The 21,399-nt window shown below is 52.5% G+C and carries 21 protein-coding genes, 4 tRNA genes and 30 other annotated features; of the genes, 15 read left to right on the forward strand and 10 right to left on the reverse strand.

Going from position 1 to position 21,399, the window contains the following annotated elements:
• Positions 1 to 38 precede the first annotated feature (38 nt).
• The gene (gltX, locus tag STM2415) for a glutamate tRNA synthetase, catalytic subunit (protein ID NP_461354.1) occupies positions 39 to 1,465 on the reverse strand. Within the gene, positions 39 to 1,454 belong to an annotated coding region; the region does not span the whole gene.
• Positions 1,460 to 1,465: a ribosome-binding site (putative RBS for gltX; RegulonDB:STMS1H002539), on the reverse strand. It overlaps the preceding gene by 6 nt.
• Positions 1,466 to 1,710: 245 nt before the next feature.
• Here gltX and valU point away from each other — a divergent pair.
• From valU to lysV, 4 genes are all read left to right on the forward strand, one after another.
• Positions 1,711 to 1,783: transfer RNA gene (gene valU / locus STM2416), tRNA-Val, on the forward strand.
• 48 nt (positions 1,784 to 1,831) lie between these two features.
• Positions 1,832 to 1,904: transfer RNA gene (gene valX, locus STM2417), tRNA-Val, on the forward strand.
• Between the two features lie 44 nt (positions 1,905 to 1,948).
• Positions 1,949 to 2,021: transfer RNA gene (gene valY, locus STM2418), tRNA-Val, on the forward strand.
• Between the two features lie 7 nt (positions 2,022 to 2,028).
• Positions 2,029 to 2,101, forward strand: a tRNA-Lys gene (lysV, locus tag STM2419).
• Positions 2,102 to 2,269: 168 nt separating this feature from the next.
• On the opposite strand, the gene xapR is transcribed toward lysV, so the two are convergent.
• The 3 genes from xapR to xapA form a co-directional block, all read right to left on the reverse strand.
• Positions 2,270 to 3,233, reverse strand: a protein-coding gene (gene xapR, locus STM2420; RefSeq protein NP_461355.1) for a regulator for XapA. Within the gene, positions 2,270 to 3,154 belong to an annotated coding region; the region does not span the whole gene.
• Positions 3,165 to 3,170: a ribosome-binding site (putative RBS for xapR; RegulonDB:STMS1H002542), on the reverse strand. Its footprint overlaps the gene before it by 6 nt.
• Positions 3,206 to 3,214: a -10 signal (putative -10_signal for xapR; RegulonDB:STMLTH004543), on the reverse strand.
• Positions 3,225 to 3,233, reverse strand: a -35 signal (putative -35_signal for xapR; RegulonDB:STMLTH004543).
• Positions 3,234 to 3,422: 189 nt before the next feature.
• Positions 3,423 to 4,691, reverse strand: a protein-coding gene (gene xapB / locus STM2421) for an MFS superfamily xanthosine permease (protein NP_461356.1). Within the gene, positions 3,423 to 4,679 belong to an annotated coding region; the region does not span the whole gene.
• Positions 4,686 to 4,691, reverse strand: a ribosome-binding site (putative RBS for xapB; RegulonDB:STMS1H002543). (Overlaps the previous gene by 6 nt.)
• 42 nt (positions 4,692 to 4,733) lie before the next feature.
• The gene (gene xapA / locus STM2422) for a purine nucleoside phosphorylase (protein ID NP_448816.1) occupies positions 4,734 to 5,623 on the reverse strand. Within the gene, positions 4,734 to 5,567 belong to an annotated coding region; the region does not span the whole gene.
• Positions 5,572 to 5,577, reverse strand: a ribosome-binding site (putative RBS for xapA; RegulonDB:STMS1H002544). Its footprint overlaps the gene before it by 6 nt.
• Positions 5,599 to 5,607: a -10 signal (putative -10_signal for xapA; RegulonDB:STMLTH004544), on the reverse strand.
• Positions 5,615 to 5,623: a -35 signal (putative -35_signal for xapA; RegulonDB:STMLTH004544), on the reverse strand.
• Before the next feature lie 185 nt (positions 5,624 to 5,808).
• Positions 5,809 to 5,814, forward strand: a ribosome-binding site (putative RBS for yfeN; RegulonDB:STMS1H002545).
• On the opposite strand from xapA, the gene yfeN reads away from it, so the two are divergent.
• Positions 5,809 to 6,584, forward strand: a protein-coding gene (yfeN, locus tag STM2423; protein NP_461358.1) for a putative outer membrane protein. Within the gene, positions 5,823 to 6,584 belong to an annotated coding region; the region does not span the whole gene. (Overlaps the previous feature by 6 nt.)
• A gap of 61 nt (positions 6,585 to 6,645) precedes the next feature.
• Here yfeN and yfeR read toward each other — a convergent pair.
• Positions 6,646 to 7,572: a putative LysR family transcriptional regulator gene (gene yfeR, locus STM2424; protein ID NP_461359.1), complete on the reverse strand. Its 927-nt coding sequence runs from the start codon at positions 7,570 to 7,572 to the stop codon at positions 6,646 to 6,648.
• A 78-nt stretch (positions 7,573 to 7,650) separates the two neighbouring features.
• Positions 7,651 to 7,656, forward strand: a ribosome-binding site (putative RBS for yfeH; RegulonDB:STMS1H002546).
• On the opposite strand from yfeR, the gene yfeH reads away from it, so the two are divergent.
• Positions 7,651 to 8,660, forward strand: a protein-coding gene (gene yfeH / locus STM2425; RefSeq protein ID NP_461360.2) for a putative Na+-dependent transporter. Within the gene, positions 7,662 to 8,660 belong to an annotated coding region; the region does not span the whole gene. It overlaps the preceding feature by 6 nt.
• Here yfeH and STM2426 read toward each other — a convergent pair.
• The 3 genes from STM2426 to zipA all read right to left on the reverse strand — a co-directional run bounded on the left by STM2426 (position 8,657) and on the right by zipA (position 11,959).
• Positions 8,657 to 8,884 (reverse strand): putative cytoplasmic protein, encoded by a 228-nt coding sequence (locus STM2426; protein NP_461361.3) that lies wholly within the window; start codon positions 8,882 to 8,884, stop codon positions 8,657 to 8,659. The two genes, yfeH and STM2426, sit on opposite strands and share 4 nt — an antisense overlap.
• Positions 8,877 to 10,902, reverse strand: a protein-coding gene (lig, locus tag STM2427) for a DNA ligase (RefSeq protein NP_461362.1). Within the gene, positions 8,877 to 10,892 belong to an annotated coding region; the region does not span the whole gene. Before lig ends, STM2426 begins: the two co-directional genes overlap by 8 nt.
• Positions 10,897 to 10,902 (reverse strand) — a ribosome-binding site (putative RBS for lig; RegulonDB:STMS1H002547). It overlaps the preceding gene by 6 nt.
• A 61-nt stretch (positions 10,903 to 10,963) precedes the next feature.
• Positions 10,964 to 11,959, reverse strand: a protein-coding gene (gene zipA, locus STM2428) for a cell division protein involved in FtsZ ring (RefSeq protein NP_461363.1). Within the gene, positions 10,964 to 11,950 belong to an annotated coding region; the region does not span the whole gene.
• Positions 11,954 to 11,959: a ribosome-binding site (putative RBS for zipA; RegulonDB:STMS1H002548), on the reverse strand. (Overlaps the previous gene by 6 nt.)
• 204 nt (positions 11,960 to 12,163) lie before the next feature.
• Positions 12,164 to 12,169 (forward strand) — a ribosome-binding site (putative RBS for cysZ; RegulonDB:STMS1H002549).
• Between zipA and cysZ the strand changes: the two genes are divergently transcribed.
• The 5 genes from cysZ to crr all read left to right on the forward strand — a co-directional run bounded on the left by cysZ (position 12,164) and on the right by crr (position 17,045).
• Positions 12,164 to 12,943 (forward strand): required for sulfate transport gene (gene cysZ / locus STM2429; RefSeq protein ID NP_461364.1). Within the gene, positions 12,182 to 12,943 belong to an annotated coding region; the region does not span the whole gene. Its footprint overlaps the feature before it by 6 nt.
• A 90-nt stretch (positions 12,944 to 13,033) precedes the next feature.
• Positions 13,034 to 13,042, forward strand: a -35 signal (putative -35_signal for cysK; RegulonDB:STMLTH004545).
• Positions 13,034 to 14,078, forward strand: a protein-coding gene (gene cysK, locus STM2430; RefSeq protein ID NP_461365.1) for a subunit of cysteine synthase A and O-acetylserine sulfhydrolase A. Within the gene, positions 13,107 to 14,078 belong to an annotated coding region; the region does not span the whole gene. (Overlaps the previous feature by 9 nt.)
• Positions 13,061 to 13,069: a -10 signal (putative -10_signal for cysK; RegulonDB:STMLTH004545), on the forward strand. Its footprint overlaps the gene before it by 9 nt.
• Positions 13,096 to 13,101: a ribosome-binding site (putative RBS for cysK; RegulonDB:STMS1H002550), on the forward strand.
• 49 nt (positions 14,079 to 14,127) lie before the next feature.
• Positions 14,128 to 14,148, forward strand: a protein binding site (putative binding site for CRP, RegulonDB: STMS1H000070).
• A 95-nt stretch (positions 14,149 to 14,243) separates the two neighbouring features.
• Positions 14,244 to 14,258 (forward strand) — a protein binding site (putative binding site for FruR, RegulonDB: STMS1H000183).
• Positions 14,258 to 14,270: a protein binding site (putative binding site for CRP, RegulonDB: STMS1H000089), on the forward strand. Its footprint overlaps the feature before it by 1 nt.
• Positions 14,271 to 14,368: 98 nt before the next feature.
• Positions 14,369 to 14,377 (forward strand) — a -35 signal (putative -35_signal for ptsH; RegulonDB:STMLTH004546).
• Positions 14,369 to 14,719 (forward strand): phosphohistidinoprotein-hexose phosphotransferase gene (ptsH, locus tag STM2431; RefSeq protein NP_461366.1). Within the gene, positions 14,462 to 14,719 belong to an annotated coding region; the region does not span the whole gene. (Overlaps the previous feature by 9 nt.)
• Positions 14,395 to 14,403, forward strand: a -10 signal (putative -10_signal for ptsH; RegulonDB:STMLTH004546). (Overlaps the previous gene by 9 nt.)
• Positions 14,449 to 14,454, forward strand: a ribosome-binding site (putative RBS for ptsH; RegulonDB:STMS1H002551).
• A gap of 37 nt (positions 14,720 to 14,756) precedes the next feature.
• Positions 14,757 to 14,762 (forward strand) — a ribosome-binding site (putative RBS for ptsI; RegulonDB:STMS1H002552).
• Positions 14,757 to 16,495 (forward strand): PEP-protein phosphotransferase gene (ptsI, locus tag STM2432; RefSeq protein NP_461367.1). Within the gene, positions 14,768 to 16,495 belong to an annotated coding region; the region does not span the whole gene. Its footprint overlaps the feature before it by 6 nt.
• A gap of 28 nt (positions 16,496 to 16,523) precedes the next feature.
• Positions 16,524 to 16,529: a ribosome-binding site (putative RBS for crr; RegulonDB:STMS1H002553), on the forward strand.
• The gene (crr, locus tag STM2433) for a glucose-specific IIA component (protein NP_461368.1) occupies positions 16,524 to 17,045 on the forward strand. Within the gene, positions 16,536 to 17,045 belong to an annotated coding region; the region does not span the whole gene. Its footprint overlaps the feature before it by 6 nt.
• A 148-nt stretch (positions 17,046 to 17,193) precedes the next feature.
• Here the strand turns inward: crr and STM2434 are convergent.
• The gene (locus STM2434; protein ID NP_461369.1) for a putative cytoplasmic protein occupies positions 17,194 to 17,440 on the reverse strand. Within the gene, positions 17,194 to 17,433 belong to an annotated coding region; the region does not span the whole gene.
• Positions 17,430 to 18,308 (reverse strand): pyridoxal-pyridoxamine kinase gene (gene pdxK / locus STM2435; RefSeq protein ID NP_461370.1). Within the gene, positions 17,430 to 18,296 belong to an annotated coding region; the region does not span the whole gene. The genes STM2434 and pdxK overlap by 11 nt, the downstream gene beginning before the upstream one ends.
• Positions 17,435 to 17,440 (reverse strand) — a ribosome-binding site (putative RBS for STM2434; RegulonDB:STMS1H002554). (Overlaps the previous gene by 6 nt.)
• Positions 18,303 to 18,308, reverse strand: a ribosome-binding site (putative RBS for pdxK; RegulonDB:STMS1H002555). Its footprint lies within the gene pdxK.
• A 66-nt stretch (positions 18,309 to 18,374) precedes the next feature.
• Positions 18,375 to 18,380, forward strand: a ribosome-binding site (putative RBS for ptsJ; RegulonDB:STMS1H002556).
• Between pdxK and ptsJ the strand changes: the two genes are divergently transcribed.
• From ptsJ to yfeL, 4 genes are all read left to right on the forward strand, one after another.
• Positions 18,375 to 19,671, forward strand: a protein-coding gene (ptsJ, locus tag STM2436) for a putative gntR family regulatory protein (RefSeq protein NP_461371.1). Within the gene, positions 18,379 to 19,671 belong to an annotated coding region; the region does not span the whole gene. Its footprint overlaps the feature before it by 6 nt.
• Before the next feature lie 6 nt (positions 19,672 to 19,677).
• Positions 19,678 to 19,683 (forward strand) — a ribosome-binding site (putative RBS for yfeJ; RegulonDB:STMS1H002557).
• Positions 19,678 to 20,405, forward strand: a protein-coding gene (yfeJ, locus tag STM2437; protein ID NP_461372.1) for a putative GMP synthase. Within the gene, positions 19,686 to 20,405 belong to an annotated coding region; the region does not span the whole gene. It overlaps the preceding feature by 6 nt.
• Before the next feature lie 39 nt (positions 20,406 to 20,444).
• Positions 20,445 to 20,450 (forward strand) — a ribosome-binding site (putative RBS for yfeK; RegulonDB:STMS1H002558).
• Positions 20,445 to 20,844 (forward strand): putative periplasmic protein gene (yfeK, locus tag STM2438; RefSeq protein NP_461373.2). Within the gene, positions 20,464 to 20,844 belong to an annotated coding region; the region does not span the whole gene. (Overlaps the previous feature by 6 nt.)
• Before the next feature lie 8 nt (positions 20,845 to 20,852).
• Positions 20,853 to 20,858 (forward strand) — a ribosome-binding site (putative RBS for yfeL; RegulonDB:STMS1H002559).
• Positions 20,853 to 21,396, forward strand: a protein-coding gene (yfeL, locus tag STM2439; protein NP_461374.1) for a putative membrane carboxypeptidase. Within the gene, positions 20,857 to 21,396 belong to an annotated coding region; the region does not span the whole gene. Its footprint overlaps the feature before it by 6 nt.
• Positions 21,397 to 21,399 lie beyond the last annotated feature (3 nt).

Raw genomic sequence — 21,399 nt, forward strand, 5'->3', positions numbered from 1 at the left:
AGGCGTCTGCCCTGCCGTTTATTCTGTTTCAGCTGGCGTTACTGCTGACTTTCACGCTCGGCGATAAAGCCCAGCGCTTTGTTGATGCGCTCAATGCTGCGGGTTTTACCAATCGCATGTACGGTGACATCCAGCGCAGGCGACTGCCCGGCACCGGTCACAGCCACACGCAGCGGCATCCCCACTTTACCCATCCCCACTTCCAGCTCATCCGCCGTGGCCTGAATCGCGTGGTGGACGTTTTCTGCTGACCAGTCCGTAATCGCCGACAGCTTGTCGCGCACCACTTCCAGCGGCTGACGCGCCACCGGGCGGAGGTGTTTTTTCGCCGCATCGGCGTCAAACTCGCTGAAGTCTTCATAGAAGTAGCGGCAGCTCTGCGCCATCTCTTTCAGAGTTTTGCAGCGCTCGCCCAGCAACTTCACCAGTTCAGCAAGCTGCGGGCCGTTACGGGTGTCGATATTTTCCTGCTCGATATGCCACTGCAAATGCGTCGCCACATATTCCGGCGCCAGCGTATTGATATAGTGGTGGTTCAGCCACAGCAGTTTATCGGTGTTGAACGCGCTCGCAGACTTGCTCACCGCACCGAGGGAGAACAGCTTGATCATCTCTTCGCGAGTGAAGATTTCCTGATCGCCGCTGGACCAGCCCAGACGCACCAGATAGTTCAGCAACGCTTCCGGCAGATAACCGTCATCGCGATACTGCATCACGCTCACCGCACCGTGACGTTTAGACAGCTTTTTACCGTCGTCGCCGTTAATCATCGACACATGCGCGTACATCGGCACCGGCGCGTTTAACGCTTTCAGAATGTTAATCTGGCGCGGAGTATTGTTGATATGGTCTTCGCCACGAATCACATGGGTAATTTCCATATCCCAGTCGTCCACCACCACACAGAAGTTGTAGGTTGGGGAACCGTCGGTACGACGAATGATCAGATCGTCCAGCTCCTGATTGCTGAATTCGATCGGGCCACGGATCTGATCATCAAAAATAACGGAACCGTCCTGCGGGTTGGCAAAGCGCACCACGCATGGCTCATCGTCGGCATGATGTTCGTGACTGTGACGGCAACGCCCGTCATAACGCGGCTTCTCGCCTTTCGCCATCTGATCTTCACGCAGTTGCTCCAGACGCTCTTTAGAGCAGTAGCATTTATAGGCTGTTCCCGCCTCCAGCATCTCGTCAATCACCGCGTTATAGCGATCAAAACGTTTGGTCTGGAAATATGGGCCTTCGTCCCATTCCAGGTTCAGCCAGTTCATACCATCCATGATGGCTTCAATGGCTTCCGGCGTGGAACGCTCAAGATCGGTGTCTTCAATACGCAGCACGAACTCACCGCCGTGGTGACGTGCGAAAAGCCAGGAATAAAGAGCAGTACGCGCGCCGCCGACGTGCAGATAACCTGTCGGGCTAGGCGCGAAGCGAGTTTTGATTTTCATGAAATGGCCTTACGTTTATAAAGATGCCGACAACCGGCAAATCCTGGAAAGATGAATAGCCTTGTATTCTATCACTGTGGCTTGATTCCTCAATGTTGATCCGGTCAGAACGCTGCGCTTTGCTATTTCCGTATAGAAATCATGCAGTGCGGGGTAATTCACGATCGTTTTGTTTAATTTTACGACGAACAAACAAAAACTTTAGAAAATGCGTTGACTCATTTTCAACTCTCCCTATAATGCGACTCCACACAGCGGGGGTGATTAGCTCAGCTGGGAGAGCACCTCCCTTACAAGGAGGGGGTCGGCGGTTCGATCCCGTCATCACCCACCAACTACTTTATGTAGTCTCCGCCGTGTAGATAAGAAATTGAGAAGTGGGTGATTAGCTCAGCTGGGAGAGCACCTCCCTTACAAGGAGGGGGTCGGCGGTTCGATCCCGTCATCACCCACCACTTTCTCGCCAGCTAAATTTCTTATTGTGAAGTACCGAAGTGGGTGATTAGCTCAGCTGGGAGAGCACCTCCCTTACAAGGAGGGGGTCGGCGGTTCGATCCCGTCATCACCCACCACTTCGGGTCGTTAGCTCAGTTGGTAGAGCAGTTGACTTTTAATCAATTGGTCGCAGGTTCGAATCCTGCACGACCCACCAATGTAAAAAAGCGCCCTAAAGGCGCTTTTTTGCTATCTGCGATATGGAAGATTCGAACCTGTCGCAGGTTCGGGTCTTGCCTGATGCGCTGCGCTTATCAGGCCTACAGACGACACCGCACACGTAGGCCGGATAAGACGTTAGTCGCCATCCGGCACAGACATTATACCGTCAACGCCGCCACCAGTTTCTCCAGTGCTGGCGTTGCCTGCTGCTGGTCATACACAATATACAAATCCGCCGGAATACGTTCCTCTAACGGACGGAACACCACACCCGGCCAGCTCATTTGCGCATAGCCATCAGCCATCAACGTAATCCCGATCCCCATACTGATCATCGCCAACACCGTTTGCGGCTCAACCACTTCCCGAATAATCATTGGCGAAAAGCCTGCCTGTTGGCATACACGTTGTAAAAATCCCCAATCAGAATGTACGGAAGGCAACGTAACAAAATATTCATTGCGCAACGCCGCCAACGGCACAGAATCTCTGGATGCCAGATCGTGATCTTCCGGAACTGCAACCATGAATGCAGATTCATGCAAACGTATGCTGGTAAAACCGACTGCTGGTTCGATAGCCATACGCCAGATCCCTGCATCAAGTTCCCGACGCTCTAACAACGCCATTTGCATACCGGGAGACTTTTCGCGAAAAAGTACTTCAACATTGGGATTTGCTTTCAAAAAGTGACGCATCGCAGGACGCATTCTTCCCCACAGCGCCGTACCAACCACACCCAGTTCAATGCGCCCCGCTTCACCGCGACCAATCTGCTCCACTCGCGCCAGCGCCTGATTTGCACTGGCTAACAAGCGACGTGACTCCTCCATTAAAACTTTCCCGGCATGGGTTAATGCAACGCTGCGGGAATGACGAATAAACAGCAATGTACCCAGTTGCTGTTCAAGTTCTTTGATATGGATACTCAAGGGAGGTTGTGACATATTTAACCGGGCAGCAGCCCGGCCAAAATGCAATTCTTCTGCAACAGCGAGGAAATAACGTAATAGCTTTAGATCAATACGATGGGCTCGTTCCATCACTATCGCACTCCAGGAATAAGGGATAACGTCTGGAATTTACCATATTACCTAGTAAAAAATAGATTTAACGACAAGATACCCAATATACATAAATACAATAGATAATACCCCGGGTAAAACATTTGGTGCGGGAATAGGTATACGGCATAAAGTAAAAAATGCGCCAATACCAAATCCAATACCGGAGGAGAGAATAATTTCTTTCATGCTGTGTCCTTGTTCATAAAAATGGACTGGCGAACATCCTCTCGCCAGTCAAATAAAATTAATGTGCTAATGATTTGGTCGACAGTTTTTCTGGATGGTGCTGATATTTAAAGAACAATGCAAAAATAACGGCCAATGCCAGAGCGTAGGCGGCAAAGACCAGCCAGATAGTTTGCCAATCTTTTACGCCATCAATAGAAAAATAATCCACGGCCATACCGCTTAAAAGAGACCCAATCCACGCCCCCACGCCGTTAACCATGGTCATAAATAGCCCCTGCGCGCTGGCGCGAATACTTGAGTCCACCTCCTGCTCTACAAATACTGACCCTGAGATGTTGAAGAAATCAAATGCGCAGCCATAAACAATCATCGACAGCAGCAGTAGCACAAAGCCAAACGGGGATGGATCGCCAAAGGCAAAGAAGCCGAAACGCAGCGTCCACGCCAGCATACTCATCAGCATTACCGTTTTAATACCAAAGCGTTTAAGGAAGAACGGAATGGTGAGGATAAAGCCCACTTCCGCCATCTGCGAAACTGAAAGCAAGATAGAGGGATACTTCACCACAAAGCTGTCGGCAAACTCAGGATTACGGGCAAAATCATGCAGGAACGGATTACCGAAGACATTGGTAATTTGCAGCACCGCCCCCAACATCATCGCAAACAAAAAGAAGATTGCCATGCGTGGATTTTTAAACAGAACAAAAGCATCCAGTCCGAGCTTACTGGCAAGCGTGGTGTTCGCCTTCTTCTCGGCTACCGGAATTTTCGGTAACGTCAGCGCATACAGGGCCAGCAATAACGATGCGCCAGAAGCGATGTATAATTGCGCACTGCTCAGTTCCAGCCCCATCAGGCTCACCGTCCACATCGCAACAATAAAACCTATTGTGCCGAAAACGCGCACAGGCGGAAATGACGTTACCGGATCCTGACCTGCTTTCGCCAGACAGGAGTACGAAACGCTATTGGATAATGCAATTGTTGGCATATACGCCATCGCATTCACCAACATCACCCAGAACATCGTCTGGGGATCGGTAACGGTGGTGGCGTACAATAACGCCCCCGCGCAAACCAGATGGCAAAGCATGTAGGCTCGCTCAGCGCGCAGCCATTTATCAGCAATGATCCCCATAATACCCGGCATGATAATCGCTGCCAGTCCTTTTGAGCTGTAGACCATACCGACATTCGCGCCGGTAAAATCCAGAGTGTTGATCATGTAAGAGCCCAGGGTAACCAGCCAGCTCCCCCAGATAAAATATTGCAAGAACGACATGACTTTTAAGCGGGACGTAATACCCATTTTTTATTCCTTGCCGTGAGATAAAGCCCCAATACGGGGCCGTAGTCATTGTGTTTAGGCCAGCTTACGTAAAAAGCCGCAAATCAGATTTATAAAGTTCTGCCGGGAAAGTTCAGCCGCCGCCAGCGTTTGCGCATGGGAGAGTTTTACATCGCCCAGCCCTTCCGCCAGATTGGTGATCGCTGAGACGGCAACAACTTTGAGGCCACAATGACGTGCGCTAATCACCTCAGGGACAACGGACATTCCGACCACATCGCCGCCAATAATCTGCATCATGCGGATTTCTGCCGCCGTTTCGAAGTTCGGACCCGGATAAGAAACAAATACGCCTTCAGTGAGGGTGAATCCCTCCTCTGCCGCAACGGACTGAAGCATGGCGCGATAATCTGCGTCATAAGCATTAGCCAGCGAGAAGAAGCGATCGCCATAACGATCATCGTTTGGCCCCACCATCGGCGTACCGGGCATCGTATTAATGTGATCGCTAAGCGCAACCAGGCTACCCGGCCCCACTTCCGGACGCAGAGATCCTGCCGCATTGGTGCAGAACAACACTTCACAGCCCAGTAATTTCAACGTGCGAATGGCATCGGTCATCACCGCCATTCCACGCCCTTCATAAAAATGTCCACGGCCTTTCATACAGGCCACCGGAACCCCCGCCAGATGGTCGAGCACCAGTTCACCAGCATGGCCGTGTACGGTGCTGACGGGAAATCCCGGCAATTTCTCGTAAGAAATGGCTACCGCATCTTCGATTTGGTCCGCCAGAGCACCCAACCCGGAGCCTAAAATAAACGCAACTCGCGGGGTAAATGCCGGTTTATGTGCATGAACAATATCAACACAATACTCAGGATTATGAGAAAAAAGAGCGTGAGGCATAAGTTTCCTTGTTCTATCGGATTTAATTTGACTCCTTTTTATAACGACCATCGCCCCTTGCTGACCAATACACTTTTCACGTGTCATCAATAGCCATTTAATATCGATAAATTTAGATCGCTTCTGTATTAATACAGAGGGAAAACAGTATTGGTTTTTGCTTGCAATTCATATTAACAATATGCCGCTTTCATATTTATAAATTGCCTCTTTTTAATTAACCCATTAATAATTATCGGCATAGGGAAATATGCTATGAAAAAAATTCTTACTCTGACGCTTTCTTCTTTACTCATTATTCCCGCACTCACCCATGCGGAATTTAAAGGCGGGTTCGCCGATATCGGCCTCCATTACCTCGACTGGACATCAGACACCACGGAAAAAACCAGTAAAAAATCCCATAAAGATGATTTTGGGTACCTGGAACTGGAAGGCGGAGCGAATTTTAGCTGGGGAGAAATGTACGGGTTCTTCGACTGGGAAAATTTTTACAATGGCCGCCACGCTAAACCAGGCAGCGAACAGCGTTACACCTTTAAAAATACCAACCGTATTTATCTGGGCGATACAGGATTAAACCTCTATCTCCATGCCTACGGGACGTACGGTTCACCTCATCGCGCTAATTTCCATGATGACATGTTTCTCTATGGTTTAGGCTATAACTTCACAGGTAACGGTTACTGGTTTAAACCCTTCTTTGCCAAACGTTATACCGATCAGACCTACTACACAGGCGATAATGGTTATGTATTAGGTTGGGTGGCCGGCTATAGCTTCTCGTTGGGTAGTGAGAAATTCAGCGTAACGAACTGGAATGAGTATGAGTTTGACCGCGATGCGTCCTACGCTGCGGGCAATGGCGGGAAAGATGGCATTAATGGCGCAGTAGCGCTGTGGTGGAATGCGACTCCTCACCTGACCGCAGGAGTACAATATCGTTACGCTGATAATAAGTTAGGAGAATCCTTCCTGCAGGATGGCATTATTTACTCCATCAAATACCTGTTTTAACACACAGCCCTGTCAAAAATGGCAGGGCAAGACCGCACCTCACACACGGACAGATAGATATTTATAGCTGATACAGCGGATCTTTCGCCCTCGCGGCGGTTAATTCGCTGGCCTGGGTACGCACCACGTCCCACAACGCCTGCGCCGCCGTGGAGAGCGATCGGTTTTTTCGCCGCGCCAGCATGAGCTGCCTTTCAACTACGGGCGTCAGCCGTTTAACCTGTAAGTGGCTGCCCTGCGGGAGCGGTAACGCCAGCGCGGGCAGCACGCTGATGCCGATTCCCGCTTCCACCATTGGAAACAGCGTGGCCGGGTGACCAATCTCCTGCACGATATCCGCCTCAATAGCAAAATGGGCCAGCGCCGCATCAATCAGCGGTCGACTGCCGGAAGCATAATCCTGTAAGACCAGCGAGGCCTGTTTAAGATCCTGCCAGCTCACCCATTCCTGATGCGCCAGCGGATGATCCTGGCGACACAACAGTAAAAAAGGCTCTGATAAGATGGCTTCACACTGTAAATCCACCGCTGCGCCGGGATCGATAACGATGCCAAAATCCACTTCACCCTGGCGGATGCTCTCCAGCACCCACTGCTGCGGACGATCGTGCAATACAAAATCAATAGCGGGATAAAGTGAATTACTTTGGGCAATGCATTGCGGAATAAGATGCGCAGAAATGGTTTGGCTCGCGGCAACGCGCACGGTGCCGGTTAATTGTGTCCCTACTCTGCCTGCATCGCGCAGTATGCTGTTCAGTTCATCAAGCACCCGCTCCAGACGCGTCGCCAGTTGTTGCCCCGCCTCGGTCAGCACCACCTCACGCGTAGTGCGATCCAACAGTCTGACGCCGGTTTGCCGCTCCAGCTCTTTTACGCTATGACTGACCGCAGACTGGCTCAGTCCAATCCTGTCCCCTGCCCGACTGAAACTTTTGGCCTGGGCGACGGTAATAAAAATACGCAGTTGACGCAGTGAATAGTTCATCGACTAGATTCATATATAGATGCAATAAATCAATTTTATTTCTCAAAGCGAAAAACGCAAAATAGCTGCACCGACTTTCAGGAGTTTTTATGAAACTTTTTCGTATCCTTGACCCTTTCACGCTGACACTTATCACCGTGGTACTACTGGCCTCTTTTTTCCCGGCGGAAGGTGGCTTTGTGCCTGTCGTTGAAGGCATTACGACAGCGGCTATCGCTCTGCTGTTTTTTATGCATGGCGCGAAGCTTTCGCGTGAAGCGATCATCGCTGGCGGCAGCCACTGGCGGTTGCATCTGTGGGTCATGTGCAGCACTTTTGTGCTCTTTCCTGTCCTCGGCGTACTGTTTGCCTGGTGGGCGCCTGTCAATGTCGACCCTATGCTCTACAGCGGCTTTCTGTATCTGTGTATTTTGCCCGCCACCGTGCAGTCTGCGATTGCGTTTACTTCACTCGCGGGCGGTAACGTCGCGGCCGCGGTGTGCTCAGCGTCTGCGTCCAGCCTGCTGGGCATTTTCCTGTCGCCGCTGCTGGTCGGTCTGGTAATGAATATTCATGGCGCGCAGGGCAGTCTGGAAGAGGTGGGCAAAATTATGCTGCAACTGCTGCTGCCTTTTGTGCTGGGACACCTGTCTCGCCCGTGGATCGGCAATTGGGTCGCGCGCAACAAAAAGTGGATCGCGAAAACGGATCAGACCTCTATTCTGTTGGTGGTCTACTCGGCGTTCAGCGAAGCGGTGGTCAACGGCATCTGGCACAAAGTCGGCTGGGGATCGCTGCTGTTTATCGTCGTGGTCAGCCTCATACTGCTGGCGATCGTCATAGCCATTAACGTCTTTGTCGCCCGTAAATGCGGCTTCAATAAAGCCGACGAAATCACTATTGTCTTCTGCGGTTCGAAAAAAAGCCTGGCCAACGGGATCCCGATGGCCAATATTCTGTTTCCGACGTCAGTGCTGGGTATGATGGTATTACCGCTGATGATCTTCCACCAGATCCAACTGATGGTCTGCGCAGGGCTGGCGCGGCGCTACAAACGCCAGACCGAGAAGTTACAGGCGCAGCAGGAAAGCCGCGCCGCGAAAGCTTAAAGCGGGCGTTTCAGGGGCTGTACCAGTTGCGTCAGCCCCTCGGTTTTAATCAGCAGCGTGATTTGCATCAACTCCCCCAGTTTACCCGCCGGAAATTGATCTTTACGGGCAAACCACAGCAAATACTCTTCCGGAAGGTCGATCAATCGACGTCCCTGATATTTGCCAAAGGGCATCACGGTGTTGGCGATTTCAACCAGCTGCTCTTTTTCCATCTCAGGCACCCAGTAAGCGGATCATTTCCGCTTCATCAATCACGGTAATACCCAGTTCCTGCGCTTTGGCCAGTTTGGAGCCCGCCGCTTCACCGGCAATCACCAGATCGGTTTTCTTCGATACGCTGCCTGCCACTTTCGCGCCCAGCGCCACTAAACGCGCTTTAGCGTCATCGCGAGACATCTGGCTCAGGCTACCGGTTAGTACCACGGTTTTACCGGCAAACGGGCTATCGATCTCTTGCACATTAATGACTACCGGCGCGGGCCAGTGAACCCCTTCCGCCAGTAGCTGCCCAATCACGTCACGATTACTCTCTTCGGCAAAAAAGTTAAAGACGTGCGTAGCGACCACAATCCCCACGTCAGGTACTTTCTGCAACTCGTCAATGGTGGCGGCCTGCAGCGCCTCCAGCGTACCGAAATAAGCCGCCAGCCCCGCCGCCGTCGCTTCACCCACTTCACGGATGCCCAGCGCATAGAGAAAACGCGCAAAGGTCGTCGTTTTGGATTTTTCCAGCGCGTTAACAACATTTTGCGCGGACTTTGGCCCCATTCGGTCCAGGCCGGTCAGTTTACCCGCCGTCAGACGGAACAGATCCGCTGGCGTATGGACATACTCCCTTTCCACCAGTTGGTCGATGATCTTATCGCCCATCCCGTCTACATCCATCGCCCGGCGCGACACAAAATGTTTCAGCGACTCTTTACGCTGCGCGCCGCAAATCAGCCCGCCGGTACAACGGGTAACGGCTTCGCCTTCAACGCGCTCTACGTCCGATCCGCACACCGGACAGTGCGTTGGAAACACAATCGGACGCGTCTCTTCAGGGCGTTCGGACAGAACCACGTTGACCACCTGAGGGATCACATCGCCTGCCCGACGGATAACCACCTTATCGCCAATGCGCAAGCCAAGTCGCTCAATTTCATCGGCATTATGCAACGTGGCATTGCTGACCAGCACACCAGCCACCTGAACCGGTTCCAGACGCGCCACCGGCGTAATCGCCCCGGTACGCCCGACCTGAAACTCAACGTCGCGCACAAAAGTCATCTGCTCCTGAGCAGGAAATTTAAACGCCACCGCCCAGCGCGGCGCGCGGGCCACAAAGCCCAGCAGTTCCTGCAAAGCCAGCGAGTTGACCTTAATCACCACGCCGTCGATATCAAAACCGAGCGTAGGGCGATCTTTTTCGACGTTGTGATAAAAATCCAGTACCGCCTGGGGAGAATCGCACAGCGTCACGCGATCGCTGACCGGTAACCCCCACGCTTTAAATTGCAGCAAACGTCCCAGATGCGTATCCGGCAACTCGCCGCCTTCCAGAATACCGACGCCGTAGCAGAAAAATGTTAGCGGTCGCTTCGCCGTAATACGCGGATCGAGCTGACGCAGCGAACCCGCCGCCGCGTTACGCGGGTTAGCAAACACTTTGCCGCCAGTGCGGCGCGCGTCTTCATTGATCTTTTCAAACCCGGCCTGCGGTAAAAATACCTCTCCGCGAACTTCAAGACGCGCCGGAATGTTATCGCCGTGCAGCTTTAACGGAATGGCGCGAATCGTGCGCACGTTTGAAGTGATATCTTCACCGGTGGTGCCGTCGCCACGCGTCGCAGCGCTCACCAGCACGCCGTTTTCATACAGAATGCTGACCGCCAGACCATCCAGCTTTAGCTCGCAGCACCAGATGACATTTTCCGTGCTTTTTAGACGATCCTGCACTCGCTTGTTAAACGCCAGGAAGCTTTCTTCATCAAATACGTTATCGAGCGACAGCATCGGTACTTCATGGCGAATCTGGTTGAATGCCGTCAGCGGCGCCGCGCCAACGCGCTGCGTGGGCGAATCCGGCGTGATAAGGTCCGGACGTTGCGCCTCCAGCTCTCGCAGTTCCCGCATCAGGCGGTCATATTCGGCGTCGGGAATCTCTGGCGCATCCATCACATGATACAGATATTCATGATGGCGAAGCGTGGTTCGCAGTTCTGTCAGTTGTTGTTCGATTGGTTCCATATCACACCATCAATGATAAAAAACCCCCGACAGGCGGGGGTTACGTTAAAAATGTCACACCTGCGTTAACCTCAGGCGTTAGCGTCCATCACCTCGCGGATGCGGTCCTGATATTCGCGCAGTTTCTGCGGCGTCATCATCCGACGCTGGTCATCCAGCACGACGCCACCGACCTCATCAGCGATATGCTGCGCGGATTGCAGCATCAGCTTGAAATTCTGCAGCGCATCGCCGTAAGACGGTACCTGCATAAAGATAGTGACGCCAGGCGTAGTGAAGTCCGTCATTTCAGGATCGAACGTTCCCGGATTGACCATATTCGCGAGACTGAACAAGGCCGGGCCGCTGCCGTCCGGGCTCAAATGACGATGGAAAATATTCATATCGCCAAATTTAAAGCCTGACTGCTGAATACTGTTCAGTAACACTTCACCATTAAGCTCGCTGCCATGATGGGCCGCGACGTTCATAATGATGACCGCCTCTTTACGCTGCGGTTTTTCCACAACCGGCGCTTCTTCCACTACCGGTTCCGCCTCAACCACAGGTTCCGCAGGCTGGAAGGTTTGCGCTGATGGCGGCGGCGCGGGCTGCGCAACAGGCTGCGGCGCTTGCGACGGCGGTGCAGGCTGCTGTTGCGGCGGCTGTACCGGCGGCGCAGATGGCTGAACCTGCTGAGGCTGCGGCGCAGGTTGAACCGGTTGCTGAACCGGCTGTTGCATCGGCGCTTGCGGCTGCGGCGGCGCCGCTGGACGCGGTTGCGCAGACGCATAAGGCGGCTGGTACTGGTGTTGCGGCGACTGACGAGGGGCATCATGCTCCTGCGACTGGCCGGGGGCATGATTTACGCGGTGAACACGAACTTCACCCACGCCTTCGTCTTCTTCGACATCGTCGTCATACGAGTCGTCGTCGCGTTTCGATTTCATGCGTTTTAGTGGACGATCGCGGAACATAGAAGATCGTTCTTTACGGCTGGTCCAGAAACCATGTACCAGTAAAGCGATTATGGCGATCGCGCCAACAATGATTAATATCAGACGCAAATCCTGCATCATTATATTCTCTGTTGTTCTAACACCTTGCCACCACGGCAAACATTTACTCACTAAGAGTATTTGCCGATTACGTCAAGTGCAAGTGTACTGTTGGCTTTCGCAGCATAAAGATGAAGGAAAATGTGCTTTTTGCTGTTTTTTCGAACATTTCCGAACTATCCACCGTCTGATAACCGGGTAAGATATCCCACGTTTACCCAGGGCTTTAAGAAAAAGGAGTATGTCCTGAATATGGTTTCATCATCCACAACCGTACCACGTAGCGGCGTCTATTATTTCTCGCAAGGATGGAAGTTAGTCACCCTACCGGGAATCCGCCGCTTTGTTATTTTACCTTTGCTGGTCAACATTGTGCTGATGGGCGGCGCATTTTGGTGGCTGTTTACCCAGCTTGACGCCTGGATACCTTCGTTGATGAGTCATGTGCCGGACTGGCTGCAATGGCTGAGCTATCTGCTGTGGCCGATTGCGGTTATCTCTGTTCTGCTGGTCTTTGGCTATTTTTTCTCTACCCTCGCCAACTGGATCGCCGCGCCGTTTAACGGCCTTTTAGCCGAACAGCTTGAGGCGCGGTTAACCGGCGCCACGCCGCCAGATACAGGCATACTCGGCATCATGAAAGATGTACCGCGCATTATGAAACGTGAATGGCAAAAGCTGGCGTGGTATCTGCCGCGCGCTATTGTGCTGCTGATTCTCTATTTTATTCCTGGCATTGGCCAAACCATCGCGCCGGTGCTGTGGTTTTTGTTCAGCGCCTGGATGCTGGCGATTCAGTATTGCGACTATCCGTTTGATAACCACAAAGTGCCGTTTAAAACGATGCGCGCCGCGTTGCGCACGCAGAAGGTGGCGAATATGCAATTTGGCGCGCTCACCAGCCTCTTTACGATGATTCCGGTGCTTAACCTGTTCATTATGCCTGTCGCCGTCTGTGGCGCGACGGCAATGTGGGTTGATTGCTGGCGTGCTAAGCACGCGTTATGGAAATAACGTAAAAATGTATAAATAAGAGATGGCTTATGCTGTCTCTTATTCCATACTGATAACCATTATTTCCCATCAGCATATAGATATGCGAAATCCTTACTTCCCCATATCTGGCTGGAAGGTATGCTGGGAAGGTATCCCAATTTCATACAGTTAAGGACAGGCCATGAGTAAGATTTATGAAGATAACTCGCTGACTATCGGTCATACGCCGCTGGTTCGACTGAACCGTATCGGTAATGGACGCATTCTGGCAAAGGTGGAGTCGCGCAACCCGAGCTTCAGCGTCAAGTGCCGTATCGGCGCCAACATGATTTGGGATGCCGAAAAGCGTGGCGTACTGAAACCTGGCGTGGAACTGGTGGAGCCGACCAGCGGCAACACCGGTATTGCGCTGGCGTATGTCGCCGCCGCGCGCGGTTACAAACTCACCCTGACCATGCCGGAAACCATGAGCATTGAACGCCGCAAGCTACTCAAAGCATTAGGCGCGAATCTGGTGCTGACCGAAGGGGCGAAAGGGATGAAAGGCGCTATTCAGAAAGCCGAAGAAATTGTCGCCAGCGATCCGCAAAAATATCTCCTGCTCCAGCAGTTCAGCAACCCTGCCAACCCGGAAATCCATGAAAAAACCACCGGCCCGGAAATCTGGGAAGACACCGATGGTCAGGTGGATGTGTTTATCTCCGGCGTCGGCACTGGCGGTACGTTAACCGGCGTCACGCGTTATATCAAAGGGACGAAGGGTAAAACCGATCTTATCACCGTTGCGGTAGAACCCACTGACTCCCCGGTTATTGCCCAGGCGCTGGCTGGTGAAGAGATCAAACCAGGCCCGCATAAAATTCAGGGTATCGGCGCAGGCTTCATCCCGGGCAACCTGGATCTGAAACTGATTGATAAAGTGGTTGGCATCACCAATGAAGAAGCTATTTCTACCGCGCGCCGTCTGATGGAAGAGGAAGGTATTCTGGCAGGAATTTCTTCCGGCGCCGCGGTTGCTGCAGCGCTTAAGCTGCAGGAAGATGAAAGCTTTACCAATAAGAATATTGTGGTTATCCTACCTTCATCAGGTGAGCGTTATCTGAGCACCGCGTTGTTCGCCGATCTCTTTACTGAGAAAGAACTGCAACAGTGATGCCAGCATGTTAAAAACGCGTAAAAAAGCACCTTTTTGGGTGCTTTTTTGTGGCCTGCTTCAAACTTTCACCTCACCTGGCATTGATTCACCCTGCCGGAACTGGTATTTAACCAGACTAATTATTTTGATGCGCGAAATTAATCGTTACAGGAAAAGCGTTAGCTGAATCGATTTTATGATTTGGTTCAAATCTTCCTTTCGCGGCATAATGTTTAATGACGAGCGAAACGTCAGCGGCCATAAGTTGCCAGCAACGGATTGCGTAGAACACCTTTTGTGTCGCGTCCCGTTTACGCCGGCGCTAACAATACAGGCTAAAGTTGAGCCGCCAGGCTAGACTTTAGTTCCACAACACTAAACCTATAAGTTGGGGAAATACAATGTTCCAGCAAGAAGTTACCATTACCGCTCCGAACGGTCTGCACACCCGCCCTGCTGCTCAGTTTGTTAAAGAAGCAAAAGGCTTCACTTCTGAGATTACTGTGACTTCCAACGGCAAAAGCGCCAGCGCGAAAAGCCTGTTTAAACTGCAGACTCTGGGCCTGACTCAAGGCACCGTCGTCACCATCTCCGCAGAAGGTGAAGATGAGCAGAAAGCGGTTGAACATCTGGTCAAACTGATGGCGGAACTCGAGTAAGTTTTTTTCCGGGTTCTTTTAAAAATCAGTCACAAGTAAGGTAGGGTTATGATTTCAGGCATTTTAGCATCCCCGGGTATCGCTTTCGGCAAAGCACTGCTGCTGAAAGAAGACGAAATCGTCATTGACCGGAAAAAAATTTCTGCCGACAAGGTTGATCAGGAAGTTGAACGTTTTCTGAGCGGTCGTGCCAAGGCATCTGCGCAACTGGAAGCGATCAAGACAAAAGCTGGTGAAACGTTCGGTGAAGAAAAAGAAGCCATCTTTGAAGGGCATATTATGCTGCTCGAAGATGAGGAGCTGGAGCAGGAAATCATAGCCCTGATTAAAGATAAGCACATGACGGCTGACGCAGCCGCACATGAAGTTATCGAAGGTCAGGCCACTGCCCTGGAAGAACTGGATGACGAATACCTGAAAGAGCGTGCGGCTGACGTACGTGATATTGGTAAGCGCCTGCTGCGCAACATCCTGGGTCTGGCCATTATCGATCTGAGCGCGATTCAGGAAGAAGTTATCCTGGTTGCCGCTGACCTGACGCCGTCAGAAACCGCGCAGCTGAACCTGCAGAAAGTGCTGGGCTTCATCACCGACGCGGGCGGACGCACGTCTCATACCTCCATCATGGCGCGTTCTCTGGAACTGCCGGCGATCGTAGGTACCGGTAGCGTCACCGCTCAGGTGAAAAACGGCGATTATCTGATTCTGGATGCCGTAAACAACCAGGTTTACGTCAACCCGACCAACGATGTTATTGAGCAACTGCGCGCCGTCCAGGAGCAGGTTGCGACCGAGAAAGCGGAACTGGCTAAACTGAAAGATCTGCCGGCAATCACGCTGGATGGACATCAGGTTGAAGTTTGCGCCAACATCGGTACCGTTCGTGACGTTGAAGGCGCTGAGCGCAACGGCGCGGAAGGCGTTGGTCTGTATCGTACTGAATTCCTGTTCATGGATCGCGACGCGCTGCCGACGGAAGAAGAGCAGTTTGCCGCCTATAAAGCGGTCGCTGAAGCGTGCGGCTCGCAGGCGGTTATCGTCCGTACCATGGACATTGGCGGCGACAAAGAGCTGCCGTACATGAACTTCCCGAAAGAAGAGAACCCGTTCCTGGGCTGGCGCGCCGTGCGTATCGCCATGGATCGCAAAGAGATCCTGCGTGACCAGGTTCGCGCGATTCTGCGTGCCTCCGCTTTCGGTAAATTGCGCATTATGTTCCCGATGATCATCTCTGTTGAAGAAGTTCGCGCGCTGCGCAAAGAGATTGAAATCTACAAACAGGAACTGCGTGACGAAGGTAAAGCATTTGACGAAAGCATTGAGATTGGCGTGATGGTGGAAACACCGGCTGCGGCGACAATTGCGCGTCATTTAGCCAAAGAAGTTGATTTCTTTAGTATCGGCACCAATGATTTAACGCAGTACACCCTGGCAGTTGACCGTGGTAATGATATGATTTCACACCTTTACCAGCCAATGTCACCGTCCGTACTGAACTTGATCAAGCAAGTTATTGATGCTTCTCATGCAGAAGGTAAATGGACTGGCATGTGTGGTGAGCTTGCAGGCGACGAACGTGCTACACTTCTGTTGCTGGGGATGGGTCTGGACGAATTCTCTATGAGCGCCATTTCTATCCCGCGCATTAAGAAGATTATCCGTAACACGAACTTCGAAGATGCGAAGGTGTTAGCAGAGCAGGCTCTTGCTCAACCGACAACGGACGAGTTAATGACGCTGGTTAACAAGTTCATTGAAGAAAAAACAATCTGCTAATCCACGAGATGCGGCCCAATTTACTGCTTAGGAGAAGATCATGGGTTTGTTCGATAAACTAAAATCTCTGGTTTCTGATGATAAGAAAGACACCGGAACTATTGAGATTGTTGCCCCGCTCTCTGGCGAGATCGTCAACATCGAAGACGTGCCGGATGTAGTTTTTGCTGAAAAAATCGTTGGTGATGGCATCGCTATCAAACCAACCGGTAACAAAATGGTCGCCCCTGTTGACGGTACCATCGGCAAAATCTTTGAAACCAACCATGCGTTCTCTATCGAATCCGATAGCGGCATTGAGCTGTTCGTTCACTTCGGTATCGACACCGTTGAGCTGAAAGGCGAAGGCTTCAAGCGTATTGCTGAAGAAGGTCAGCGCGTGAAAGTTGGCGATCCGGTCATCGAGTTCGATCTGCCGTTGCTGGAAGAAAAAGCCAAGTCTACCCTGACTCCGGTTGTTATCTCCAACATGGATGAAATCAAAGAACTGATCAAACTGTCCGGTAGCGTGACCGTGGGTGAAACTCCGGTTATCCGCATTAAGAAGTAATTCTTGCCGCAGTGAAGAATGGCGCCTTTGGGCGCCATTTTTTTGCCTGTACTTGCGCCGCCATCCGGCGATGGTGCAGTGCACTGCCTGATGGCGCTACGCTTATCAGGCCTACAAGGTTGCGAACATTTCAGCGCCAATCCACGGGTTACAACTGCGAGGTCACCGGGCGAAAGCACTTCTCGCGCATCAGGATCTTCATCCCATCCGGGCCACTCTCCAGCATCCTGCGTTCGGAATCGGACACTTGCAGCTCGCACTGATAGCCGCCAGTGATGCCAAACATCGCTCGCGCCACGCAGATATCTTCCAGCGCGTCCAGCCCGCTCGTTTCAAAATGCCCCACGATACGTCCCTGCTGGCGAACCACCAGCCGATAACTCTTCATCGCGCCTCCCCTGCCGGCGGCAGAATTAACTCATCACAGCCACACTGCTGTGTCCAGGTCATCACCTCCAGCACGCGCTGCGCCGCATCTTTTGCCGCGGTCGTCAGTTTTTTCCCCTGCACAATACCGCTGACCAGCTCGGCGCAGAAGAGATCTCCCGTCCCTTTTAACTCCGTCGCCACCCGCGGATGGGCAAAGACCTCCACGACCTGCGCAGTAACGACCGCAACCGTTATGGTCTCCAGAGACTCGCCCGGCGCGCTGGTGATAACCACCCATTTCAACGTATCGGAAAGCAGCGATTGCGCCGCCGCCACCGCCTCTTCCAGCGTGCGGCACGGTTTACCACTCAGCATCTCCAGCTCAAATACGTTCGGCGTTAGCCCCTGCGCCTGCGGCAACAAATGCGTGCGATAAGCCTGCGGAATTTCCGCCTGCACATACATTCCACTGTCGGTATCGCCAATGACCGGATCAACAAGAATACACACCTCCGGATGCGAAGCCCGGATCGCCATTAGCCACTTCGAAAGCAAGACAATTTGGTCTGCGCTGCCCATGTAACCGGTGGTAATCGCTTTTAATTCACGTAGCGCATCGCGCTCATTCAACGCCGTAAGGTAGCCTGCAAACCACTCGGCGGGAATAATGCCGCCATAAAAGGTTTTATAGTGCGGCGTATTGCTGAATAGCACCGTCGGGACCGCCGTCACGCGTAGTCCCTGCGCTTTAATGGCCGGAACAGCGATACTGTTGCCTACGCTGCCGTACACGACCTGTGACTGGACGGCGACGATATCGGTCTGTAATGCCCGATGGTTGTCGTCGAAGAGCACTGACTGAATATCACTCTCTTGTCCCATAAAATTTTCCTCTCGCTGGACAGCAGGCTACCGCCTCATTATCATTGTCATATGCTAAAATTCATTTTGTCATAGGTCAATAATGATCGACGGAAAAACCGCTAACGAAATTTTTGACAGTATCCGTCAACACATTATCGCCGGCACGTTACGGGCGGAGGATTCGCTCCCGCCGGTACGGGAGCTGGCAAGCGAATTAAAGGTGAACCGCAATACCGTCGCAGCGGCGTATAAACGGCTGATAACGGCGGGACTGGCGCAAAGTTTAGGCCGCAATGGGACGGTGATTAAAGGCAGTCCGTCTCCCGTAGCGCTGGAAGGCGGCGATCCACATACGCCTCTGCACGACCTTTCCGGCGGCAATCCCGATCCGCAGCGTCTGCCTGACCTTAGCCGTTATTTTGCCCGTCTCAGCCGCACGCCGCATCTCTACGGCGATGCGCCCGTTTCCCCTGAACTACACGCCTGGGCGGCGCGCTGGCTACGGGATGCCACCCCCGTCGCAGGCGAAATTGATATCACCAGCGGAGCTATCGACGCCATTGAAAGACTGCTTTGCGCGCATCTGCTGCCGGGCGACAGCGTCGCGGTGGAAGATCCCTGTTTTTTAAGCAGTATCAATATGCTGCGCTATGCCGGTTTTAGCGCCAGCCCGGTCAGTGTGGATAGCGAAGGAATGCAGCCTGAAAAGCTGGAACGGGCGCTAAATCAGGGCGCGCGGGCAGTGATCTTAACGCCGCGCGCGCACAACCCTACCGGCTGTAGCCTGAGCGCTCGCCGTGCCGCTGCGCTGCAAAATATGCTGGCGCGTTACCCTCAGGTAGTGGTCATTATCGACGATCACTTCGCCCTGCTTTCTTCGTCGCCCTGGCAGCCGGTTATTGCGCAGACAACGCAACACTGGGCGGTGATACGCTCCGTTTCCAAAACCCTCGGCCCCGATTTACGTCTTGCTATTGTCGCCAGCGACAGCGCGACCTCGGCAAAACTTCGGCTGCGGCTAAATGCCGGTAGTCAGTGGGTCAGCCATCTGTTACAGGATCTGGTCTACGCCTGCCTGACCGACCCTGAGTATCAGCACAGGCTGACGCAAACGCGGCTGTTTTACGCCGCCCGGCAACAAAAACTGGCCCGCGCCCTACAGCAATATGGCATCGCCATTTCTCCCGGCGACGGCGTGAATGCCTGGCTCCCACTGGACACCCATAGCCAGGCTACCGCGTTTACGTTGGCAAAATCCGGCTGGCTGGTACGTGAGGGAGAAGCCTTTGGCGTAAGCGCGCCGTCTCACGGTCTACGTATCACGCTGTCGACATTAAATGACAGCGAGATCAACACGCTGGCGGCTGATATCCATCAGGCGCTAAATCGCTAACAGGAGAAAATAACGTGCGAGTTCATTTTGTTGTCCATGAGTCGTTTGAATCCGCTGGCGCTTATCTGAAATGGGCTGAAGATCGCGGTTATACCATTTCATGGTCGCGCGTCTATGCCGGAGAAGCGCTACCGCCCAATGCCGATGAGTTCGATATGCTCGTGGTATTTGGCGGTCCGCAGTCGCCGCGCACCACCCGCGAAGAGTGCCCGTACTTTGACTCTCGCGCCGAACAGCACTTAATTAATCAGGCAGTTACGGCCCGGCGAATGGTTATCGGCATTTGTCTTGGTTCGCAGCTCATTGGCGAGGCGCTGGGCGCCGCTGTGTGCCAAAGTCCGGAAAAAGAGATTGGTCACTACCCTATTACGCTCACTGAAGCCGGTCTGCGGCATCCGCTTATCGCCCACTTTGGCTCCCCGTTAACCGTCGGCCACTGGCACAACGATATGCCAGGACTCACCGATCAGGCGACCGTGCTGGCCGAAAGCGAAGGCTGTCCACGTCAGATAGTGCAGTACGGTAATTTTGTCTACGGCTTCCAGTGTCATATGGAATTTACCGTCGAGGCGGTTGAAGGATTAATCCAACATTCGCAGCAGGAGCTGGCCGACGCGCAAGGGAAGCGTTTTATCCGCTCGGTCGCCGAGATGCGCGCATGGAATTACCAGCAAATGAATGAAAAGCTGTGGCGTTTTCTGGATGAACTCACGCTGGCGCACTCACAGAAATAACCACACCAGGAGTGCAACTTATTACCCGGCTAACGGTCTGAGGTGCAGTGATTATTGCATGAAAAAGGATTTTACCATGAAGAAAATTGTTTGCGCCGTCGTTGCGCTCCTGCTGACCCTACCCGCCTGGGCGAAGCTGAACGCCCATGAAGAAGCGCGCATTAACGCCATGCTTAATGCGCTGGCGCAGAAAAAGGATCTGACATTCGTTCGTAACGGTGATGCGCATAACTGCGAGGAAGCCGTATCGCACCTGCGCTTAAAACTGGGTAACACGCGCAATCGTATCGACACCGCCGAACAGTTTATCGATAAAGTCGCGTCGTCGTCGTCCATCACCGGAAAACCCTATATCGTTAAAATTCCCGGTAAAAGCGATGAAAACGCGCAGCCTTATTTACATGCGCTTATTGCGGAAACGGATAAGAATGTTGAGTAAGAAAAAATCATAATGCCAGGCGTGTTACTGTGGTTTTTTAAAGGCGTTATCGCGCTTCTGTTAGCGTTTGCTGTAGGGTTAATCGTTTACTATTATCTGGAAATTCGTCCCATAGCCCAGACCGCATTACAGAGCGCCTCTTTCTGGTTGTCCGAATCGCCGCAGACGCGTTTTTTGCGCCGCGCTGCGGCCAAAATACATCCCAAATCTTATACTGCCAGATTGCTCTATACCCAAGCTGGCGTGGATGGGCATTTCAGGATCGCGATCTGGGTGTTCTGGTTGGACAGCCTGTACCGCGACGACGAGCTGTATGCCATGATGCTGGCGCAAGCGTATTATGGCCGGGATTCGCAGGGTAACGCGGTTTACGGTACGAAAAATGCGGCGTTAACGTTATTTCACGTACCAGTGACAGAGATGGCCTGCCAGCAACAAGTACAACTGATTTATATGTTTAAAGCGCCGTCACTTTACCGGCCTGGTTCAGCCAGGCTGGTAGAAAGCAGCAAGCATTACATGACGCTTTGCCAGGAACAAATACAACAATAAGAA

Source organism: Salmonella enterica subsp. enterica serovar Typhimurium str. LT2, assembly GCF_000006945.2.
In the GTDB taxonomy this organism is placed as follows: domain Bacteria; phylum Pseudomonadota; class Gammaproteobacteria; order Enterobacterales; family Enterobacteriaceae; genus Salmonella; species Salmonella enterica.

Coding starts and splice junctions, on each gene's coding strand:
- gltX (NP_461354.1), bottom strand. CDS start 1,454: ATGAAAATCAAAACTCGCTTCGCGCCTAGCCCGACAGGTTATCTGCAC.
- yfeL (NP_461374.1), top strand. CDS start 20,857: ATGCCAGGCGTGTTACTGTGGTTTTTTAAAGGCGTTATCGCGCTTCTG.
- yfeR (NP_461359.1), bottom strand. CDS start 7,572: ATGAACTATTCACTGCGTCAACTGCGTATTTTTATTACCGTCGCCCAG.
- cysZ (NP_461364.1), top strand. CDS start 12,182: ATGGTTTCATCATCCACAACCGTACCACGTAGCGGCGTCTATTATTTC.
- yfeK (NP_461373.2), top strand. CDS start 20,464: ATGAAAAAGGATTTTACCATGAAGAAAATTGTTTGCGCCGTCGTTGCG.
- cysK (NP_461365.1), top strand. CDS start 13,107: ATGAGTAAGATTTATGAAGATAACTCGCTGACTATCGGTCATACGCCG.
- yfeH (NP_461360.2), top strand. CDS start 7,662: ATGAAACTTTTTCGTATCCTTGACCCTTTCACGCTGACACTTATCACC.
- ptsJ (NP_461371.1), top strand. CDS start 18,379: ATGATCGACGGAAAAACCGCTAACGAAATTTTTGACAGTATCCGTCAA.
- yfeN (NP_461358.1), top strand. CDS start 5,823: ATGAAAAAAATTCTTACTCTGACGCTTTCTTCTTTACTCATTATTCCC.
- ptsI (NP_461367.1), top strand. CDS start 14,768: ATGATTTCAGGCATTTTAGCATCCCCGGGTATCGCTTTCGGCAAAGCA.
- xapR (NP_461355.1), bottom strand. CDS start 3,154: ATGGAACGAGCCCATCGTATTGATCTAAAGCTATTACGTTATTTCCTC.
- xapB (NP_461356.1), bottom strand. CDS start 4,679: ATGGGTATTACGTCCCGCTTAAAAGTCATGTCGTTCTTGCAATATTTT.
- ptsH (NP_461366.1), top strand. CDS start 14,462: ATGTTCCAGCAAGAAGTTACCATTACCGCTCCGAACGGTCTGCACACC.
- pdxK (NP_461370.1), bottom strand. CDS start 18,296: ATGGGACAAGAGAGTGATATTCAGTCAGTGCTCTTCGACGACAACCAT.
- lig (NP_461362.1), bottom strand. CDS start 10,892: ATGGAACCAATCGAACAACAACTGACAGAACTGCGAACCACGCTTCGC.
- crr (NP_461368.1), top strand. CDS start 16,536: ATGGGTTTGTTCGATAAACTAAAATCTCTGGTTTCTGATGATAAGAAA.
- zipA (NP_461363.1), bottom strand. CDS start 11,950: ATGATGCAGGATTTGCGTCTGATATTAATCATTGTTGGCGCGATCGCC.
- xapA (NP_448816.1), bottom strand. CDS start 5,567: ATGCCTCACGCTCTTTTTTCTCATAATCCTGAGTATTGTGTTGATATT.
- STM2434 (NP_461369.1), bottom strand. CDS start 17,433: ATGAAGAGTTATCGGCTGGTGGTTCGCCAGCAGGGACGTATCGTGGGG.